Raw genomic sequence first — 19,703 nt, 5'->3', positions numbered from 1 at the left:
ACCCCGAAGCAGCCGGAAAACGCCCGCGCCGCGAGCACCAGACCAACCGGCTAGCGCTTCACCGCAAAAAAGCGCAACCGCACATAATCGGCGACCCAGCTTCCGTCCGGCCGCAACAGCTTCGGCCGGCAAAGCGCCGTCACCTCATCGAGAAACACATCACGCTCCTTCGGATGCAGGCACGACAAATAATTTTTCGCGAAAACCGACAACCATTGCGCGATCGTTCCGGGCAACACCGTCGGCCGCTCGATCACCTCGACCGAACGCACCTCGAAACCGCCCGCCTCCAGCAAGGCCGTCGCATCCCGCTTCGTCACGAACACCCAGGGATGCAGGTTATCCACCTCGATACCGCGCCTGTCCAGCGCAGTGGCCACCGCATCGACAATGGTTCTGACATTGTTTTCCTCGCCACACTCCCCGACGAAACGCCCGCCGGACTTCAGCGCACGCGCCACACACGCGATCACCCGCCCGGGATGACGCATCCAGTGCAGCGATGCATTGGAAAACACCGCATCGAACTCGTCCGAAAAAGGCAAGGCCTCGGCATTGATCGGCCGGGCATCCACCCCGCGCGCTTTCGCCGCCTCGACGGCACGGGGATTCGTATCCACCCCGACCACCTCGCAACCGCGCCTGACCATCTCCTCGGCCCAAACCCCCGTGCCGCACCCCAGATCAAGAATCCGCTCCCCGGCCTTCGGCGCCAGAAGCGCCAGAACCGGCGGCCCCATATCCGTCAGGATACTGGCCATCTTCAGCATATCGGCATGGCTGTCAGCCTGACCATCGTTCACCATACACACTCCGGAAAAAAACGACAGTAACCAGACGGCAAGCCCGCGTCCGTTTCCCGTGTTCCTGCAAACGGAGGGCTGCCGCCCACCCCTATCCAGTCAGAACAAGCATAACGCCATTCCCGCAAAAGAAAAGGCATTACCGGCAACACTTTACCATGTACACAACCGAAACTTCCAAAATATTGGCCGATGTTACAAATCACACCCCCCAAATCGTGTATCCTATAACTTTCGACAACAAGGAGTTTCCGACAAACCGCCATGCCCGAGCATCCCGAACACAGTCAAAACACCCACAAACTCGCCAGAACCTTTCTCGACAAACTGGCATCCTTCATCTCATCCGAACCGGACACCCGCACCGAGCTGCTGGAAATCCTCCAGGACGCCCACGAACGCAAGCTGATCGATTCCGAATGCCTCTCCATGATCGAAGGCGTCTTCCGTCTGTTCGACTCCGCCGTGCGCGACGTCATGGTGCCGCGCTCCCGTATGTACGTCATCGACATCACCCGCCCCCTTGCCGAATGGATAGGCGACGTACAGGAAAACGGGCACTCCCGCTACCCCGCCATCGAAGGCGACGGTGAAAAAATCGTCGGCATCCTGCACGCCAAGGACCTGCTGCACATCGGAAACGAACAATACGTCACCCGCGACATCCTGCACCCTGCGATATTCATCCCGGAATCCAAACGTCTGAACGTCCTCTTGCGCGACTTCCGCAACAACCACAACCACATGGCGATCGTCGTCGATGAATTCGGCAACATCTCCGGACTGGTCACCATCGAAGACGTCCTCGAACAAATCGTCGGCGACATCGAGGACGAATTCGACAGCGACGACGAAGACGAAGACCGCATCGTCCCCGTCAAGACACCCGCAGGCACACCGCGCTGGCGCATCCCCGCCCTGACCGAAATGGAAGACTTCAACCGTACCCTGGGCACCACCCTCGAAGACAGCCGGGTGGACACCATCGGCGGCTACATCGCCAACCACCTCGGACGCGTCCCCCACAAAGGCGACACCTTCGACATCGGCGACCTGCACTTCGAAGTCCTGCGTGCCGACGCCCGGCGCATACACACCCTGCTCGTCGAAAAAAAGAATACCGTAACGGACAAAAACCCCGTGAAGCTGTAAAATAACGCAAATGTTATTCCGCAGGTTTCCAGACAACAACGAAAAAACCTGAATGCACGGCAAACAGCCACAACCTGTCGCGCCGGTAACGGAAAGCAAGGCACCAACCATTAGCCAACGAGGTATTTTATGAACTCTGAAAAAGACATCGAACTGCACGATGCCGACGACACCGGCATCTGCCTGACCTTCATCGAAAAAGAGGCAGACGACCCCACCACCGACGTGGACTTCACCGGCACCAGCGTCAACCACATCGAACCGGACGACGACCCGACGACCGACGTGGACTTCACCGGCACCAGCGTCAACCACATCGAAACCGATGACGACGCCGGCTACACCATGCGCGGACGCAACCACATCGATGCCCAGTGCGAAGGCATCGACATGGACCCCATGTTCGCCTTCGGCTCCGTCTCCTACCAGGACCCGCTGGGCGACGTCGAACTCGGCGACTCCGACGACACCGGCATCTGCCTGCACTATATCGACACCGACACCGAACTGGACGAATTCGAACCCGACCTGAACCTCACCGGCACCAGCACCATGCGCATGGACGACGACGATACGGACCCGACAACCGACGTCGACGTCACCGGACGCGCGGTCGGCAAACTGATCCAGTAACCGCCGTCAGGCAGGCACGGCGAAAAAATCCGGCACCCGCCGGACAAAAGACACTATTTTTTGAAAGATCGGGACACAACCGGCACACATGAAGCGACAACACCACCTGACATTGCCTGCCATCGCACTGGCTGCCGGCCTGGTGACCCCGCTCGCCTTTTCCCCATTCAACATCTGGCCCGTCCAGATCATCGCACTGGCCATACTCGCCGGCGTCATCCGGCACACCGAAACACCCCGTGCCGCCCTCGTCGCCGGCTGGGCCTACGGCTTCGGACACCTCGTCACCGGCCTCTACTGGCTCACCGTCAGCATGCACACCTACGGCGGCATGAACATCATCCTCGCCGCCATCGCCGTCGCCCTGCTCGCCCTCTTCCTCGGCTCGCTCGCCGGAATCGCCGGCATGCTCACCCGCTTCTTCGCCAACCGCTGGCAAGCCGGCGCAGGCATCACCTGCCTGCTCATCTTCCCCGCCTTCTGGACACTCGCCGAATGGACACGCGGCTGGATCGTCACCGGACTGCCCTGGATCGCCACAGGCTACGCCCACACCGACAACCCGCTCGCCGGATACGCCCCAATCGCCGGCGTCTATGGCATAGGCTTCGTCGCCGCCATCGCCGCGGGCGCCATCGCCTTCTTCTTCCAGATCGAACGCCAGCGCTGGAAAACCTCGCTTGCAACCGTCGCCGCGACACTCATCCTCATCTTCGGCGGCGGCGCCATCCTGCGGCACATCGACTGGACACACCCCCACGGCGAACCCATCCGCGTCCGCCTGCTGCAAGGCAACGTCCCGCAAGAATTCAAATTCACACCATGGCAAATCCACAGCGCCCTTGCCATGTACACCGGCATGATCACCGCCAGCCCCGCCGACCTCACCGTCACCCCCGAGACAGCCATCCCCGTCTATCCCCACCAGCTTCCCGACGGCTACCTCGGCCGGCTCGCCGCCTACACCGCCGAAAGCGGCACACGCCTCGCACTCGGCATCCCGCTCGCCGACAGCCCGACCGAATACACCAACAGCCTCGTCCTCATGACACCGGAAAGCGCCGGCACCCCCGGCTACTTCCGCTACCGCTACAACAAACACCACCTCGTCCCCTTCGGCGAATTCATCCCCACCGGATTCCGCTGGTTCGTCAACCTCATGCGCATTCCGCTGGGCGACTTCACCCGTGGCGAAGCCCTGCAAAAACCCTTCCGCGTCAAAGACCAGTGGATACTGCCCGACATCTGCTACGAAGACATCTTCGGAGAAGAAATCGCCGCCCAGATACGCAACGAATACAAGGCGGGCAACCCCACCCCCACCATCCTGCTCAACATCTCCAACATCGCATGGTTCGGCGACACCATCGCCCTGCCCCAGCACCTGCAAATCTCACGCATGCGCAGCCTCGAAACCGGCCGCCCCATGCTGCGCGCCACCAACACCGGCGCCACCGCCGTCATCGGCCCCAAAGGCGACATCATCGCCCGGCTGCCCGCCTACACCCGCGGCGAACTCGACCTTGCCGTACAAGGCATGCGCGGCCCGACACCCTACATCCGCTTCGGCAACATCCTCATCCTGATCGTCACCATCCTGACCCTTGCCGCCGCCAACATCATCGCCGCCCGCAAACGCCGCTGAAAACCGCCAAAACCGTCTTCCGATTTTGTAAAATTTCCCCGGTCGATGCTATCATGTTCCCTAACCGGGAAACTCATACGAGAAACCCCGCCGTAAACCGTGCGGAGGCCCCCGTACACAAACAGCCCGCAAGACCGAAACGGTCTGGCGCAGGCTGTTTATGCGCATAAACCCGGCAAAACCGGACACCGCACGGCAACACCGGAAAGGTTCCGGTCGAAGAATCTATGGAAACGACAGAAGGCTTACTCAACAGGCTCCAGACCGACGCAGACACCGGCCTGACCCCGCAACAGGTACAGGAAAACCGTCAGCGATACGGCGCCAACACCCTGACCCGCAGCCAGCCAGAAACCCTGTTCGGCCGGATTCGCGACGCCGTGGCAGAACCCATGATCATCATGCTCATCATCGCATGGCTGATCGCCCTGTCCGTCAACATCTACGAAAGCCTCACCGGCGGCGAAGCCGACCTGCTCGAATGCACCGGCATCCTCATCGCCATCATCCTGTCTGTTTCCATCAGCGTCTTCATGGAAGGCAAAAGCGCGCGCGCATTCGAAACCCTCTCACGCATCAGCGACGACATCATCATCCGCGTCATCCGCTCCGGCGAAACCGTCAGGCTCCACCAGAGCGACATCGTCGCCGGAGACATCCTGCTGCTGGCGACCGGCGACCGCATCCCCGCCGACTGCCGCCTGATCGAAGCCGCCAGCCTCGCCGTGGACGAATCGGCGCTGACCGGCGAAAGCGTCCCCGCCGAAAAAGACCCCGCGCGCGCCAGCGACGACGATACACCGATGGCCGAACGTGCCGACACCCTGTATGGCGGCACCTATATCACCAGCGGCCACTGCAAAGCCGTCGTCACCGCCACCGGCGACGCCACCGAATTCGGCCAGATCGCCCGCGAACTCGGCCAGACCGGCAAAACCACCACCCCCCTTCAGGAAAAACTCGCGCGGCTGGGCAAAGTCATCACCGTCTTCGGCATCATCGCCGCCTCCATCGTCTTCGCCGCCCAGATCATCACCTTCGCCTGGCACGGCAACCTGCGCATCGAAGACATCATGGAAGCCTTCGTCACCAGCATCGTCCTGATCGTCGCCGTCGTTCCCGAAGGACTGCCCACCATCGTCGCCATCTCGCTGTCCATCAACATCATCAAACTCTCACGCGAAAACGCACTGGTCAAAAAACTCATCGCATCGGAAACCATCGGCGCCATCAACGTCATCTGCTCCGACAAGACCGGCACCCTCACCGAAAACCGCATGACCGTCCAGGGCTACTACGACACCGCATGGCACACCGACCTTTCGCGCATGGACAACGAATGGCTCATGCACAACTTCTGCCTGAACACCACCGCCGACATCGGCGAAAACGGCGCCTTCATCGGCAACCCCACCGAATGCGCCATGCTCAACTTCCACGAACGCTCCGCCATCCGTGCGAAAACCGGCAAAAGCTACCGTGACGAACGCGCAGACCACGACACCCTGTACGCCTTCCCCTTCTCGTCCGAACTCCAGCACATGACCACCATCTCGCGAGTGGACGGCAAAATCATCTCCTACGTCAAAGGCAGCCCCGAAAGCATCTTCGCCATGTGCGACATCGCACCGGACAAAAAAGCCGACATCGAACACCACATGCGGCAGGCACAGGAACAAGCCATGCGCATCATCGCCTTCGCCCACAAGGAACTGCCCGGCATGCAGGACTACGAAGACGAAGCCGCCCACCGCGCCATGGAAAGCGGCATGACCTTCGACGGCTTCATCGCCATCGCCGACCCCCTGCGTGCGGACGTCTTTAACGCCGTCCAGTCCTGCCGGAAAGCCGGCATCGCCCTGAAAATCCTCACCGGCGACAACATCGTCACCGCCCGCGCCATCGCCCGCGAACTGGGCCTGCTCGATACAGGCGGCATCGCCGTCGAAGCCCGCGACGTCGCCCTCATGAGCGACGACGAACTCCAGGCGAAACTCCCGACCATCGCCGTCATCGCCCGCAGCACCCCCATCACCAAAATGCGCGTCGTCAACCTGCTCAAGGCCGCAGGCAACGTCGTCGCCGTCACCGGCGACGGCATCAACGACGCCCCCTCGCTCAAAAACGCCGACATCGGCATCGCCATGGGCATCGCCGGCACCGAAGTCTCCAAACAGGCCAGCGACATCGTATTGCTCGACGACTCCTTCTCCACCATCGTCCGCGCAATCGAATGGGGACGCAACATCTACGAAAACTTCAAGCGCTTCATCACCTTCCAGCTCACCGTCAATCTCGCGTCCGTCATGGTCGTGCTGACATCCGTACTCCTCGGCCTGAAAGCCCCCTTCACCGCGCTCGAACTCCTCTGGATCAACATCATCATGGACGGCCCGCCCGCGCTCACCCTCGGCCTCGAACCCGGCCACAAAGACATCATGCAACGCCAGCCCGTCCGGCGAAACGCCAGCATCATCTCCAAAACCATGCTCGCGCGCATCATCCTGACCGCCGTGTACATGTCCGCCCTGTTCCTCGCGCAATACAAATACAACATCCTCGGCGCACAACCCGGACAAATGGGGACCGTCCTGTTCACCCTGTTCGTCTTCTTCCAGCTCTTCAACGCCTTCAACTGCCGCGAACTGCACAGCGCATCCATCCTGCCCTACCTGTTTTCAAACCGCCCCATGCTGATCGCCACAGGCTGCACCTTCGTCCTGCAAATCTTCATCATCGAATACGCAGGCAGCTTCTTCGGCACCGTCCCCCTCGAACCCGCCATGTGGTTCAAAATCACCGCAGCCGCGGCCAGCACCCTCATCCTCTCCGAAATCGCCCGCTTCATCTGGCGGCAATTCGACCGCCGCGCATGAACCGCCATCCGGTACCCGCATCCCGCAAATCCGCTCAATTAACCCTGCTTTCCCTCATACCTTCAGATATCATCTGATTGTCGCCCTTTTCAATCGGCATCAACAAAACACGCGAAATCATGATGAGCAAAACATACAAGCCACGCAGCCGGAAGGAACTCAGGAAGCTGGTGAGTGACCCGAGCGTCTGCCTTGGTGACATCGACACCTCCCTGATAACGGACATGAGTTGTCTTTTCTGCGATTTGGAACGCCAAAACTTCGACGGACTTGAAACCTGGGACACATCCAACGTCACCACGATGGAACGCATGTTTTACAGGACAAAACATTTCAACCATCCCGTCGGAAACTGGAATGTCTCCTCTGTCACGAATATGGCATTACTGTTTTGCGGTTGCAGCGACTTCAATCAGCCGCTGGAAAACTGGGACGTCTCGTCAGTCACGAATATGGAATCGCTGTTCGGCGGATGCAGCAACTTCAATCAGCCGCTGGAAACCTGGAACATCTCGAAAGTCAAAACCATTGCGTGCATGTTTTGCGAAGCCGCGCGCTTCAACCAGCCGCTCGGTAAATGGGATACTTCCGGAGTCCGCAATATGTCCTGGACATTCGCCGGATGCAGCGCGTTCGACCAGAACATCGACACATGGGACACATCCAATGTCACCAGCATGGAAGGCATGTTTTGCGAAGCCCTGCGCTTCAACCAGCCGCTCAACTCATGGCAGACAAGCAACGTCCAGCTTATGCGGCTTATGTTCGACAGAGCGAAAAAATTCAATCAGCCCCTCGACCGCTGGGACGTAAGCCGCGTCGAAAGTACCGAAAGAATGTTCAGAAACGCCCGCAGCTTCGACCAGCCGCTCGACATGTGGCTGATACCGAGATTCTGTGACGTAAACAATATGTTCATGTTCGCGCCGCGCTTCACCGACGTCAAAACCCTGGTGCTTTGCTTTTACCTCACGACGAAAAAGAGCGGACAGGCAAGACTCAAACAAACGCTGGACAATTTCGACGCGGCAAAAGTACACGCGGAACTTTCACGCTACGACAGCAAGCACACCGCGGAATACAAAAACGAACTGGAAGCGGCCCATCCGGAACTGCGCGGCGCCGTCCCCGCCGGCACCGGCACGGTGAAACACAAACCGCGCTCGAAACGCGAACTGACAGAACTGATGGACATGAGCGACCGAATACCGCTTGGCGCCATCGACACATCGTGCATCACCGACATGGAAGGCCTTTTCAGACAATCCAGACGCAAAAACTTTGCCGGCCTTGAGACGTGGGACACCTCGAACGTCGTCACGATGAAAAACATGTTCGCCGGCGCGATATACTTCAACCACGACATAAGCCGCTGGGACGTCTCCAGCGTGCGGGATATGTCCCACATGTTCGACGGGGCGAAAAGATTCAACCAGCCGCTTGAAACCTGGGACACATCCAACGTTACGGACATGCGCTTCATGTTCAACGAAGCCGAACGCTTCAACCGGCCTTTGCGGAAATGGGACGTGGGACAGGTAACGGACATGACCAACATGTTCTCCCGCGCAGAATGCTTCGACCAGCCGCTTGACGGCTGGAACGTCTCGCAAGTCCGCAGCATGCAATACATGTTCTACCGCGCCTTCGCCTTCAATCAGGACCTGAACACATGGAACGTCTCAAGCGTCATCGACATGTCCCACATGTTCGATACGGCCAGACACTTCAACGGACCGATCAGCGACTGGGACGTCTCATCCGCCACCACCATGCAGGAAATGTTCGTGCGCGCAGCGGCATTCGACCAGCCGATCGGAAAATGGAACGTCTCGAACGTAACGGACATGAAAGGCATGTTTTGCGACGCATCGCACTTCAACCAGCCTCTTGGCGACTGGAACGTCTCATCCGTCACGAACATGCGGGAAATGTTTTGCGGCGCATCGCGCTTCAACCAGCCGCTGAACGACTGGAACGTATCGAACGTCGAAAACATGATGCGGATGTTCGACGCCGCGGAACACTTCGACCAGCCCCTCGACCACTGGGACGTCTCGAAAGTCAAGGACATGGCCGGCATGTTTTGCGGCGCGACCTCGTTCCGGCAACCGATAACGGCATGGAAACTGCGCGACCAGTCACCGAAAGGCATATTCCACAGAGCGCCACAATACGACGACATGGAATCCCGCGTCATGTGCCTTGCCGCACTTGACAGCGAGACAATGACATACGCCATGGAAGACATGATCCAAACATTCGGAGAAAAAGCGGTTCACGACGCACTGCGGCATTACGGCGCGAAATACGGCCTCAAGGAGTATTAGCCCACCAAGCCGGATCGACGTATCCGGACGAGAAAACGCACACGACGGAAAACCATCAAAAACAAACCTGACCGACAAACCACACAAGGAAAAACCATGACCAAAACCGTATTCATCACCGGCGGCGCCACCGGCATCGGACAAGCCTGCGTACAGAAATTCCATGCCATGGGCTGGAACACCGCCTTCATGGACATCAACACAGAAGCCGGACAAGCCACAGCCGCCCCCCTGTCAGGCGTACGCTTCTACCCGGGCGACGTCAAAAACAAGGAACAAATCGCCAGCGCAGTCGAACAAACCCTCGCCGCCTTCGGCGGACTCGACTGCGTCGTCGCCAACGCCGGCATCCATCGCTGCAACACCCTGCTCGACATCAGCGACGAAGAACTCGACCTCATGATCCGCACCAACATCATGGGAACCGTCAACACCCTGCGGCTTGCCGTCCCCCACCTCAAACGCGGCGGCAGCATCGTCATCAACGCATCCGACCAGTGCTACGTCGGCAAGCCCAACAGCTTCGCCTACGGCCTGACCAAAGGCGCCATCGGCCAGATCGCCCGCAGCCTCGCCATCGACCTCGGCCCCCGCGGCATACGTGCAAACGCCGTCTGCGCCGGCACCATCAAAACCCCGCTGACGGAAAACCTTTTCCAAAAATTCGCCGACATCACCCACAACGGAGACGCCAGCGCCTACTGGGAAGCCGAAGCCAAACGCTACCCGCTGTGCCGTGTCGGCGAAGCCGGCGAAGTCGCCGAACTCATCCATTTCCTCGCCAGCGACGCCGCCAGCTTCATGACCGGCGGCCTCTATCTCATCGACGGCGGCCTCGTCGCCGGATAACCCCGGCCGTTTCATCCACCGGCATCACCGCGCCGCCGAACCTGCGGCGCGACAAAAAAACACGCCGCCTTTGCGCAACGAAAGACGGCGTACATGAAACAAACCACGGCAACGCGGCATCAGGCAACACAGCCGCCGGAACCACCCGCCCCGTTACCGACCGGCACATTCCGGCCCTCCTGCGTCACCCGGTGCGTGAAAACCGCCGGAAACCGCAGCATCCGGCGACACGCACATCACTGAAACACATTGAGCAGCACATCCGCGACCACACCGCTTGCAATGGCGACCAGCACCAGATCCGAGCCGACCACCCGCCACTCATACCCCGCATGGCGCGGCAAATGCTTGAGCATCGGAGACGGCACCGCCTTTTTGGCGATACCCGGCGGCAACGGCTTGCCGCGCCCCAGATTCTTCGCCACCCCCGGCGGCAGCGGCTTGTATCCCGTATAGTGGTAATTATCCGCCCAGCGGCGTGCATCCCGAACCGAAATACCCGCATACACCAGATCGGCATGGTCATCCGGCCCATGCCCCTTCTTGCCCTTCGGTTTTTTCCCTACCTTCTCCGGCTTGCCCTTGCCATGCGGCGGATCGGCCAGAACCGGCGATACCGCCAGAGACAACGCCAGCGGCACCGCCACCAGCCAGCGCAAACCCCTGCGCAAACGACTCTCCATCTCTCCCTCCATTGCCAAAAACCCCCGACCCGGCGCAAGCCGAAACGGCACGACCGGCGCCACCCGATCAGGACACCTTCATCATACCTGCCGGCAACACGGCACGCCATACCCGTACGCGAAAACCTCCCCTTTTGAAACCGTCACCGTTTTGAAACATAATAAAGCTATCATGACACCGACAGACAACAGGGGAACCATGCAGCCAGACACGACCCAAACCCGCAAAGCCCGCTGGACACGAATGCTCGCCCCGGTACGCAACAGCCAGACCGACCCGGCAAGCGTCGTCTTCGACATCACACGCAGCCCTTTCATCCAGGACTACGACCGCATCCTCTTTTCCAACTCCTTCCGGATGCTCGCCCGCAAGACACAGGCCCACCCCTTCGCCACCAACGACCACGTCCACCACCGGCTCATGCACTCGCTGGAAGTCTCCAGCGTCGGCCGCTCGCTGGGCATCATGGTCGGCTACTTCCTCAAGGAACGGCAGGAACTCCCCGACGCCATCACCCCCGAACACATCGGCCAGATCGTCCAGGCCGCCTGCCTCGCGCACGACATCGGCAACCCCCCCTTCGGGCATGGTGGCGAATCCGCCCTGCAAGACTGGTTCCGCGACCCCGTCAACAACGACCGCTACCTCTCCGAACTGACCGAACGCCAGAAAGCCGACTTCAAATCCTTCGACGGCAACGCACAAGGCTTCCGCGTCGTCACCGCCATCGAAAACCACAAGGACAAGGGTGGATTGCGCCTGACCTACCCCACACTGGCCGCCATGGTCAAATACCCCCGCTCCGCCTACGACGCCATGGGCGACGGCTCATCCAAATTCAACTACTACCAGTCCGACAAAGACACCTTCCATGCCGTCTTTTCCACACTGGGATTGGCAAATGGCCAGCACTACCGGCGACATCCGCTCTCGTACCTGACCGAAGCCGCCGACGACATCTGCTACTGCATCATCGACATGGAAGACGCGCTCGAACTCGGCATCATCCGCTTTACCGACCTTGAAAACGTCGTCGCCCCCGTCGCCGGCCGCCTCAGGCTCAACCCCGCCTATCTGGCCGGCATGGACAGCGACCGGCGACGCGCCGGCCTCATCCGCGCACGGCTCATCACCCTCATGATCGACGCCACCTTCACCGCCTTCACCGAGTGCTATGACGACCTCATGGACAACGACGACATCCACAGCCTGCTCGAACACACCACAGAGGACATCCGGGAATACCTCGAACGCGCACGCCGCCTCTTTTTCGACGTCATCCTGAAAAACCACGCCAAAATCGCACTCGAAATCGGCTCATACACCCTCTACAAGCGGATACTGGACACCTTCATCCCCGCCTGCCACCAGGCCAAAAGCGGCAAGCGCCTCACCAGCCGCGACAAACAGGCACTCATTCTCATGGGCAACGACGCCCCTGGCGAAACCGACGACCTCTACATGGCCTACATCCGCGTCATCGACTTCATCACCGGCATGACCGACCCACGCGCCACCTTCCTCTCCCGCCAGCTCGCCGGCATCACCGACGCCTGACCCCCCGGCAAACCGGTTCCCGCAAGACCTGCGGAACCGGCCGCCCCGGCACGATCTACCATACCGTTATCGGCACATCCCGTTTACAACCGGCACAAACAACACGCCATCCCCAGCGACCCCACCATCCCCGTACCGCAGAGATCGCCCGTGCATCCCGCATATACACTGGCATCGCACCAGACAGTTGTAAAATAGCGACACTGGCTAATAACAATTAACGGATGTTTGAGAATCGACAACACATTTTTTTTTCCCTTTTCCATCACACGCTTTCCTGCAAGATCAATCAGACATTACATCACTTTGCCGAAAACAAACGACTTCCGCAAGCGCGCAATATTGCGGAAAAATCACAAAAATACCTTGATTTTCAACCATTTGAAACATCCATTTCCTTCATGAAAGACCGTTAATTGTTATTAGCGGTCTTTATCGTTCAAACGCCTTCCGCTACCTGCTTGCCGGCATCCTCCTCGCAGTCGGCAAACCTGCCTTGAGCGACACCGTCAACTTCAACGACCCGTCGGCGCCCTATACCGGCGACATCACCGTCGGCGAAGGCACCTCGTCCATCACCGCCGCCACCGTCGACGGCACCATCCGTGTCAGCGAAACCGCCACCGGCGGACAGCAAAAAACCGGTTCCCTCGCCATCGACACCGGCACCCTCACCAGCGACGGCATCACGACCTATCTCACCGCCGATGCAAGAAACGGTGGCCAAATCAGCTTCGACCACACCCTGAAAGCCGATACCATCGACATCGACGGCAAGGGAAACGGCATCTACACCGTCTCCACCGTCAACAATGCATCCGGCCTGACCGAAGGCAGCATCGCCAACCGGCAACACACGACCATCGACACCGGCAGCCTCACCATCCGGTCCGGCTCCTACGGCATCACCATGCAAGCCTTTCCCGTCGGCAGCGGCGCAGTCAAAGGCATCGCCAACACCATGATGATCGACACCGGCAATCTCACCATCGCCACCGGACAAGGCCCCGCCATCTACCTTGAAGGCAGCTATCGCGCCAACGGCGACACAGCCGACCCATCCGCCCTCACCGAAGGCGTCGGCCTGACCGTCAAATCCGCACACGCCGACATCACCGGCGGCTGGGCATTCGGCGCAACCTACACCGACAACATCGCCGTTTATGTCACCAAAAACGCCGCCATCCGAATCACCGGCGACGGCACCGACGGCAACACCCTCACCATCACCGCCGAAGACCAGTACACCAACACCGATCCCGCCCTGGGACACAACACCGCCCTGTACGCCAAAAACGGCGGCCGAATCGACATCGCATACGGACAAAACGCCACCGTCACCCTCAACGGCGGCATGGCCGCCTTCGGCGACAACGCCCGCGCCAGCCTCGAAACCGGCAGCGGCACGACCACCACCATCAATGGCAACATCTCAGCCATCGACGGCATCACCCACATCAAAACCGCAGGCAACACCCGCATCGCCACCCCGATGGTCATGACCCAGGGCGCCGGCACCGTCAACATCGACATCGGCAGCGAAGGCACCAGCCGCATCACCGGCGACCTGCTCGCCGCCTACGGCGACCCGGGCGCGGAAAGCACCATCAACCTCACCCTCGACGGCGCGAACAACACCTTCACCGGCGGCGTATGGACGCAATACGACAAAACCTATCAATACGACCACAACCACATCAACGTCACCCTGAAAAACGGCGCCCAATGGAACGTCGTGGACTATAACGACGGCGACAACAACCACGTCACCAACCTTCGCCTCGAAAACGCCACCGTCAACCTGCGACACAACACCAGCCGTGCCGCCGGCCAATACAAAACCGTCGAAGTCGAACACATGAGCGGCGACGGCGGCCTGCTCCTGTTCAGCGCCGAGCTGGCCGAAAGCAACGAAGCCAACGATATACTCGAAATCACCAACGGCTACACCGGCACCCACACCGTCCATGTCGTCTCCGCATCCGGAAAAGAACCCACCAAACAGGAAATGGCAGGCTACCTCATCCGGACCGTCAACGACAACGCCCTGAACTTCGCCGCCGACAACAACCGCCTCGAACTCGGCGTCCACTACAAGGACTACCAGCTCAAAAGCCGCCTCAATAACGCAGGCGAAACCGAATGGTACCTGAGCCTCGCACAGCAAACCTCGGAACCGCAGCTCACCCCGACCGCCGAAGCCGTCGTCGCCATGGCCGCCACCGGTTCGCAAAACGCCCTCTACCAGAACAACCTCTCCGACCTCAGAAAACGCCTCGGCGAAGTCAGAAACGGCCAGCGCGACGGCCTGTGGGCCACCGTCTCCGGCTGGAAAGACGTCCTCTCCGGCTATGCAGGCAGCCGCTTCCGCCAGGAAGCCTACGCCCTCTCCTTCGGCCTTGACCGTGCCGTCAGCGACAACTGGCTCGTCGGCGCCAACTTCCGCGCCTACATCGCCGACCAGCGCACCCACGGACACCACGACACCAGCGCCTCCGGCGACGCCGACTCGCAAGGCATCAACCTCTACGCCACATGGACACACGAAAACGGCGCCTACGCCGACTTCGTCCTCTCCGCCGACCGCTACGGACAAGACATCGACACCCGCATGGGTGACGGCCGCAAAGTCAACGGCAGCTACAACACCTTCGGCTACGGCCTCTCCGCCGAAATCGGCCGCAAATTCGCACAACCCGGAACCGGCAAAACATGGTTCATCGAACCGCAAGCACAATTAAGCTGGTACCACGTCAAGGGCGACGACTTCACCATGAGCAACGGCATGCAAGTCCGGCAGGATGACGCCGACAGCCTCACCGCACGGCTCGGCATCGTCGCCGGACGCGACATCATCCTCGAAGGCGGACGCAAAGGCCAGTACTACCTCAAGGCCGGCATCAACCACGAACTCGACGGCGACCAGTCCATCACCCTCAACGACGAACGCTTCTCCGAACACGACATCATGGGAACCCGCTACTACTATGGCGTCGGCTTCGACTGGGAACTGGACAAAACCACCCGCCTCTACGGCCAGATCGAACGCGAAGAAGGCTCGCACTACACCCGCGAAATCGAAATCCGCGCCGGCATCAAACACAGCTTCTGACCCAGACCTTCACCCGTGACCGGCAGCACCACGCCGCCGGTCATTTTTCACCGCCACCGACCACCCATCCGACCGCTTGCCTCACACCCCGCATTCGTCCGGCGAACCGCACACCATCCCCCATCACACCCCACCATCGCAGAACCGGCCCACCCCGCACGGCGACCTGCCCCCGTTTCCCGGCAACCACTCCCCCTGCCCGTCCAGCGTGCATTCCCCGTCCCTCACCCCTTGCGTCCTTCAATCCGGCATCCGGCACCCGTCTCCGACAGGCAAGACGAACGCACCGCCCCCTGACGCCACGTTTTCCCGCCGTCCCGCCCCCCGTTTTCAGGAACCGCCACGAAAATATACCGAATGTATCGTCTGTAACAAACCGTAATAAAAACAGCGCATTAGCCGGCAATACGGCACCATGGCGATACACTCTCCTTAATCATCAAACGCCCGCAAGCACCGGCACCTGCCGATACGGGCGTTTTTTTTATACCCCCGTCCCGCGCAAACCTGCCGGCACACCGAACCGGCACAACCGGACACCCCCCCAAACACAACATAACCGCACCGGCGACACCCCCGTAACGGCATGTCCCCCTGCACGGCAACGACTTGCACAACCCCCACGACAACATTTCCATCCCGCCATCCCGTCACCCGCACACCCGGCCCGCGACAAAACATCCGTCCGGCAAACGAACCGCGCAGCCCCACGAAAATGTATCAAATGTATCGTCTGTAACGAACCGTAAAAAATCCCGCCAACACCAAACCGCCTTGCCATAATCCCTCCATGCCCTTCCCTGATTGACGAAACGCCCGCACATCCCTGCACCCACCGATGCGGGCGTTTTTTATCCCCCCGCCGCCATCCCGTCCCGCCACAATCACCCGCACCACACCCCGCCGCAAGCCACCGCCCCTTCAAAAACCGGACCGACACCGGTAACATCACAGGCAAAAGGAGACGAACACCATGGAAAACTTCACCTTCAGCCATCCCACCCGCATCCACTTCGGCCGTGGCGAAGAAAACCACGTCGGCGACCGCATCCGGCGGCGGGGCGGCACACGCGTCCTCATCCACTACGGCGGTACATCCGCCGTCAAATCCGGCCTCATCTACCGCGTCACCCGCTCGCTGGAACGCGCAGGCCTTGCCACCTTCCCGCTCGGCGGCGTCCTGCCAAACCCGCGAAGCGGACACGTCCGCAACGGCATCGAACTGTGCCGCAAGGAAAACATCGACTTCATCCTCGCCGTCGGCGGCGGCAGCGTCATCGACTCGGCCAAAGCCATCGCACTCGGCGCGGCCTACACAGGCGACTTCTGGGACTTCTTCGACGGCAAAGCCATCCCCACAACCGTCCTGCCCGTCGCATCCGTCCTCACCATCGCCGCGGCCGGCAGCGAAGTCTCCCCCGTCACCGTCATCACCCGTGAAGACGGCATGCTCAAACGGCACTACTCCAGCGAACGCATCCGCCCCGTATTCGCCGTCATGAACCCTGAACTCACCATCACCGTCCCGCCCTACCAGACCGCATCCGGTGCGACCGACATGATGGCGCACGTCATCGAACGCTACTTCACCAACACCACCGGCGTCGAACTCACCGACCGCCTGTGCGAAGCCGTCATGCTCACCATCCGCACCGAAGTCCCGCGCGTCCTCAAAGACCCCGGCAACTACGACGCCCGCGCCAACCTCATGTGGGCCGGCGCCATCGCCCACAACGACATCTGCGGCGTCGGACGCGAACAGGACTGGGCAAGCCACGCCCTCGAACACGAACTCTCAGGCCTGTACGACTGCGCACACGGCGCGGGCCTTGCCGTCATCCTGCCCGCCTGGATGGAATACGTCATGCAGCACGACATCGCACGCTTCGCACAATTCGCCGTCCGTGTCTGGGGATGCGACATGAACTTCGCCCACCCCGAAACCACAGCCCGCGCCGGCATCGACGCCTTCCGCGCCTTCCTGCGCCAGATCGGCATGCCGACCAGCTTCGCCGACATCCGCGCACGGGAAGAAGACATCCCCACTCTCATCGACAAACTCCACCTCGGACACAACACCCTCGGCGCCTTCGTCAAACTCGACCGCAACGACTGCGAAAACATCTACCGCCTCGCCTGCCGGCAGACAACCGCGCCATAGCCGCATACCGGGCGCCATGACGGCGCCCGTCCCCCTTGTCCATCCGTTCATCCACAAACCGTCAGCCCCCGGCCGCCCGCCGCACAAGCCCCCCTTCCCCTTTGCCGGAAACAACGGACAATTTTCATACCCGCCACACGGCATCCTGCCTTTCCCCACCTATCAGCAGGCACATTTCATGCGCCCACAAAAAAACCGTCCACCTTCAGGCAGACGGTTACAAAGCCGCACAGGCGGCAATACATCACCCGGTAAAAAGCAAAAAAACAACCAAAAACGAAGCCCGGATCACTTCACATCAAAACAGATAATTGAGGACAAGACGCCCGGCGACCCCCTCGCGCTGGCCGACATACCCCTGAACACGGGCATCGACCATCAAGGGACCCGCTGCCTTCGGCTGGAAACGCACACCGATCTCGCCGATTCCCGTATCGCCCTTCAGACTGTTTTCTTCCAGCGAATAACCATACACGCTGCCCCGGGACGTACCGCTGAACTCATGCTCCCACGCCAGCCCCGCATACGGCGTGAACTGTTTGTCCGCCGTATAATTCAGCCGTGCACCCATTCAGCCGTACACCCAGTCGGGTGCGATGACTGTCGATATCGTCGAACCGGTACGGATCGCCCGCGATACCGGTATCGTAACCCTTCAGGCGCAACCACTGGTAACGGGCCGACACATCCAGCTCATACGCTGACGCCAGCCCGATCAGATAACCCGCACCCACACCGGCGCCATAATACGTGGACGCCTCGTCATACCCGGCACGTTGACCGTCCGCCGCGGACAAACTGCTCTTGAAATCGGTGCTGGCACGGCCGATTTTCGCATTGGCCTCACCATAGACCCCCTTGAACGGCCCCTCGTTTCGCTGATACCGTCCGATCACGCCGACCCCGTAATATCGGGTATCGCCATGACCCCTTGCATAAGCATTGTCGCTTCCGATGTTGCCCCAGCCAGCCTCTGCATACAACGAACCCAGCACATCGTATTCACGATCGGGATTCAGCTTGCCGGCGACCCCCAGCATCAGATGCGTACCCGACACATCCGCATCGCCGCCCTTGTCCAGCTTCTGCCGCATATCGCTTCCGCCAATGGCGCCATAAATCCCCAGCTTGCCCGATTCCGATAACTCCATCGCGTTGGCGATACCGGTCATTCTCGCAAAATCCATCCCCTCATTCAGAAAACCGAGCGTCGCCCCTCTGCCTTTCTGGAAAACCCCCGTCCCCGGATTGACCTGCACCCGGTTCAACACCGCATCGATACGCTGTCCATCGCTTTCCAGCCTGAAACCGTAATCCAGCGAAACCCCCTGACGCAAAGTTCCCGTCGTCTCTGAAAGCGTCGCATCGGCGACAATCCCGTTATCGTTGCCGACCAGCGCGATCCTCGTCCCGTTCGCCAGCTGCTCTCCTCCGCCCGCGATCGTACCGGACGCATCGATTGTCACCCCCTGCAACTGCGTACCGCCGGTATCGAGCAGCTCCAGTACAGGTATATCCGTCACGGCAGCATTGTTCAAATGAAAATTGACCTTCTCGAAATTCGCGATATTGTTGACCGCCACATGCGCAGCCTCCACATTTATTGCCGGATACGACATCACCCGTTCCCTGATTGCCAGGGAGATAACGGAAGCCACCATAAATCGTGCGGTTTTCAAGATGCGCACCTGCATCCGTGGCAAGCGTCACCGTATTGTTTATCGCAGCAGCCGAAGCGGTTTCGACAGAGCCGCCATAAACATCAGCCATCAGAACCGGCGCCCCTGCGATAACGACCTGATTATCCGTGGCATTCCCATGACCGGAAGCGCCACCGATCACATCCATATCCACCCTGCCGCCACGGATGACCACCACGTTGCCGACCGCATTCCCCTGAT

At 60.2% G+C, this 19,703-nt stretch carries 12 protein-coding genes and 1 pseudogene; 9 read left to right on the top strand and 4 right to left on the bottom strand.

Annotated features, from left to right (window positions below):
• Positions 1–50 precede the first annotated feature (50 nt).
• Positions 51–806, bottom strand: a complete 756-nt coding sequence (locus NAI64_RS02270; protein ID WP_269297369.1) for a class I SAM-dependent methyltransferase — start codon at positions 804–806, stop codon at positions 51–53.
• 261 nt (positions 807–1,067) lie between these two features.
• Here NAI64_RS02270 and NAI64_RS02265 point away from each other — a divergent pair, with 261 nt between their 5' ends.
• From NAI64_RS02265 to NAI64_RS02240, 6 genes and pseudogenes are all read left to right on the top strand, one after another.
• Positions 1,068–1,955: an HlyC/CorC family transporter gene (locus NAI64_RS02265; protein ID WP_269297367.1), complete on the top strand. Its 888-nt coding sequence runs from the start codon at positions 1,068–1,070 to the stop codon at positions 1,953–1,955.
• 129 nt (positions 1,956–2,084) lie between these two features.
• On the top strand, positions 2,085–2,588 hold the full coding sequence (locus NAI64_RS02260) for a hypothetical protein (RefSeq protein WP_269297365.1): 504 nt from the start codon (positions 2,085–2,087) through the stop codon (positions 2,586–2,588).
• Between the two features lie 88 nt (positions 2,589–2,676).
• Positions 2,677–4,233 carry an apolipoprotein N-acyltransferase gene (gene lnt, locus NAI64_RS02255; RefSeq protein ID WP_269297364.1) on the top strand — a complete coding sequence of 519 codons (1,557 nt, stop codon included), beginning with the start codon at positions 2,677–2,679 and terminating at the stop codon, positions 4,231–4,233.
• Between the two features lie 221 nt (positions 4,234–4,454).
• A pseudogene (locus NAI64_RS02250) lies at positions 4,455–7,109 on the top strand (calcium-translocating P-type ATPase, PMCA-type); the annotation flags it as partial.
• Between the two features lie 119 nt (positions 7,110–7,228).
• A complete protein-coding gene (locus NAI64_RS02245) occupies positions 7,229–9,439 on the top strand; it encodes a BspA family leucine-rich repeat surface protein (protein ID WP_269297362.1) in 2,211 nt (736 codons plus the stop codon).
• Between the two features lie 96 nt (positions 9,440–9,535).
• Positions 9,536–10,288, top strand: coding sequence for an SDR family NAD(P)-dependent oxidoreductase (locus NAI64_RS02240; protein WP_269297360.1), 753 nt, complete (start codon positions 9,536–9,538; stop codon positions 10,286–10,288).
• 236 nt (positions 10,289–10,524) lie between these two features.
• Here NAI64_RS02240 and NAI64_RS02235 read toward each other — a convergent pair whose 3' ends face one another.
• On the bottom strand, positions 10,525–10,971 hold the full coding sequence (locus NAI64_RS02235) for an anti-virulence regulator CigR family protein (protein ID WP_269297359.1): 447 nt from the start codon (positions 10,969–10,971) through the stop codon (positions 10,525–10,527).
• 151 nt (positions 10,972–11,122) lie between these two features.
• Here NAI64_RS02235 and NAI64_RS02230 point away from each other — a divergent pair, with 151 nt between their 5' ends.
• The 3 genes from NAI64_RS02230 (at position 11,123) to NAI64_RS02220 (ending at position 17,802) form a co-directional block, all read left to right on the top strand.
• Positions 11,123–12,529: a deoxyguanosinetriphosphate triphosphohydrolase gene (locus NAI64_RS02230; protein WP_269297357.1), complete on the top strand. Its 1,407-nt coding sequence runs from the start codon at positions 11,123–11,125 to the stop codon at positions 12,527–12,529.
• A 496-nt stretch (positions 12,530–13,025) separates the two neighbouring features.
• Positions 13,026–15,641: an autotransporter family protein gene (locus NAI64_RS02225; RefSeq protein ID WP_269297354.1), complete on the top strand. Its 2,616-nt coding sequence runs from the start codon at positions 13,026–13,028 to the stop codon at positions 15,639–15,641.
• 973 nt (positions 15,642–16,614) lie between these two features.
• Positions 16,615–17,802: an iron-containing alcohol dehydrogenase gene (locus NAI64_RS02220; protein ID WP_269297353.1), complete on the top strand. Its 1,188-nt coding sequence runs from the start codon at positions 16,615–16,617 to the stop codon at positions 17,800–17,802.
• Between the two features lie 298 nt (positions 17,803–18,100).
• Here NAI64_RS02220 and NAI64_RS02215 read toward each other — a convergent pair whose 3' ends face one another.
• Positions 18,101–18,373: an autotransporter domain-containing protein gene (locus tag NAI64_RS02215; RefSeq protein WP_269297352.1), complete on the bottom strand. Its 273-nt coding sequence runs from the start codon at positions 18,371–18,373 to the stop codon at positions 18,101–18,103.
• On the bottom strand, positions 18,303–19,325 hold the full coding sequence (locus NAI64_RS02210) for an autotransporter outer membrane beta-barrel domain-containing protein (protein ID WP_269297350.1): 1,023 nt from the start codon (positions 19,323–19,325) through the stop codon (positions 18,303–18,305). The genes NAI64_RS02215 and NAI64_RS02210 overlap by 71 nt, the downstream gene beginning before the upstream one ends.
• Between the last annotated feature and the right edge of the window lie 378 nt (positions 19,326–19,703).

Origin of the sequence: Oxalobacter paeniformigenes, from assembly GCF_027158465.1 — a bacterium.
GTDB lineage: Bacteria > Pseudomonadota > Gammaproteobacteria > Burkholderiales > Burkholderiaceae_D > Oxalobacter > Oxalobacter paeniformigenes.
Note: the sequence above shows the minus strand (reverse complement) of the source record. Positions and strands in the feature narration are given on the sequence as shown.

What these genes read in the sequence shown, in the direction of transcription:
- NAI64_RS02220 (WP_269297353.1), top strand. Translation starts at nt 16,615, where the DNA reads ATGGAAAACTTCACCTTCAGCCATCCCACCCGCATCCACTTCGGCCGT.
- NAI64_RS02215 (WP_269297352.1), bottom strand. Translation starts at nt 18,373, where the DNA reads ATGGGTGCACGGCTGAATTATACGGCGGACAAACAGTTCACGCCGTAT.
- NAI64_RS02265 (WP_269297367.1), top strand. Translation starts at nt 1,068, where the DNA reads ATGCCCGAGCATCCCGAACACAGTCAAAACACCCACAAACTCGCCAGA.
- NAI64_RS02260 (WP_269297365.1), top strand. Translation starts at nt 2,085, where the DNA reads ATGAACTCTGAAAAAGACATCGAACTGCACGATGCCGACGACACCGGC.
- lnt (WP_269297364.1), top strand. Translation starts at nt 2,677, where the DNA reads ATGAAGCGACAACACCACCTGACATTGCCTGCCATCGCACTGGCTGCC.
- NAI64_RS02245 (WP_269297362.1), top strand. Translation starts at nt 7,229, where the DNA reads ATGATGAGCAAAACATACAAGCCACGCAGCCGGAAGGAACTCAGGAAG.
- NAI64_RS02270 (WP_269297369.1), bottom strand. Translation starts at nt 806, where the DNA reads ATGGTGAACGATGGTCAGGCTGACAGCCATGCCGATATGCTGAAGATG.
- NAI64_RS02240 (WP_269297360.1), top strand. Translation starts at nt 9,536, where the DNA reads ATGACCAAAACCGTATTCATCACCGGCGGCGCCACCGGCATCGGACAA.
- NAI64_RS02235 (WP_269297359.1), bottom strand. Translation starts at nt 10,971, where the DNA reads ATGGAGAGTCGTTTGCGCAGGGGTTTGCGCTGGCTGGTGGCGGTGCCG.